Below are 869 nucleotides of genomic sequence, written 5' to 3'. Positions count from 1 at the left end.
TTTAAATTAATTTCTTATACTTATTTTATTGTTTCAATGCGAAGATTAAAAGCACTAAGATAAAATATTATTTTGTGATAATTATAAAATGTGTTATAATGTATTATAAATAATACAAAGGTAAAATCATGAGAACAATATCGTTAAGAATTAGTGATCAAGAAGATATTTTACTAAAAGAATATCTAGCAATTAATAATTTACAACTATCAAAATTTATAAGAGATACTATTTTAGAAAAAATAGAAGATGAGTTAAATTTAGATGAAAATAAAATTTTAATTTCACTCAAAGAAGCTAAAAAAGATAATATTTATAGCTTTGAAGAAGTATTTAAAAATGTATGAGATAAAATTCTCAAGTAGTGCCAAAAAATCAATTGAAAAACTTGATCAGCAAGTAGCAAGAATTATTAAGAGCTGGATTATTAAAAATTTAATAGAATCAGATAATCCAAAAAAATTAGCAAAAGAACTTAAGGGTAATTTAAAAGGTATTTATAGATTTAGAGTGGGTAATTATAGAATACTTGCTGAAATTAATGATAATGAATTGTTTATTTTTGTATTCGGAATAGGACATCGAAGAGAAATATATAAGAAATTTAAAAAATAAATTTCTCAACTACACATTAAGTCATTTATATCACTATAAAAATAAAAAAAGGAAAACACTATGGAAAAACTATCCCAAGAAGAAATACAAAAAGCTATGAGAGAATGTGTAGTAAGTTCTTATACTTATGATCTAGCTAATCCTAATGGTTATTCTCAAGATTTATTTGATGTAGAAAATGAAGTTTTTGCTAAAGATTATGAGTTTATAGAAAAATGTGGTTTAGATGATATGGTAAAACACAAAGAAAGTGG

At 22.6% G+C, this 869-nt stretch carries 2 protein-coding genes and 1 pseudogene; all 3 read left to right on the top strand.

The window, feature by feature from the left end; genetic code table 11:
- The first annotated feature begins 128 nt into the window (after window positions 1–128).
- The gene (relB, locus tag CAMP5063_RS08355) at window positions 129–347 is read left to right on the top strand and encodes a type II toxin-antitoxin system RelB family antitoxin (protein WP_039628375.1); all 219 of its coding nucleotides are present in this window, start codon (window positions 129–131) and stop codon (window positions 345–347) included.
- A complete protein-coding gene (locus tag CAMP5063_RS08350; RefSeq protein WP_337195164.1) occupies window positions 340–615 on the top strand; it encodes a type II toxin-antitoxin system RelE family toxin in 276 nt (91 codons plus the stop codon). The genes relB and CAMP5063_RS08350 overlap by 8 nt, the downstream gene beginning before the upstream one ends.
- A gap of 60 nt (window positions 616–675) precedes the next feature.
- Window positions 676–869: pseudogene (locus CAMP5063_RS08345) on the top strand (hypothetical protein); the annotation flags it as partial.

The organism is Campylobacter sp. RM5063, assembly GCF_024723655.1.
GTDB lineage: Bacteria > Campylobacterota > Campylobacteria > Campylobacterales > Campylobacteraceae > Campylobacter_D > Campylobacter_D lari_D.
Note: the sequence above shows the minus strand (reverse complement) of the source record. Positions and strands in the feature narration are given on the sequence as shown.

Bases quoted from the DNA above. Each gene is read 5' to 3' on its own strand.
- relB (WP_039628375.1), top strand. From the start codon at position 129: ATGAGAACAATATCGTTAAGAATTAGTGATCAAGAAGATATTTTACTA.
- CAMP5063_RS08350 (WP_337195164.1), top strand. From the start codon at position 340: ATGTATGAGATAAAATTCTCAAGTAGTGCCAAAAAATCAATTGAAAAA.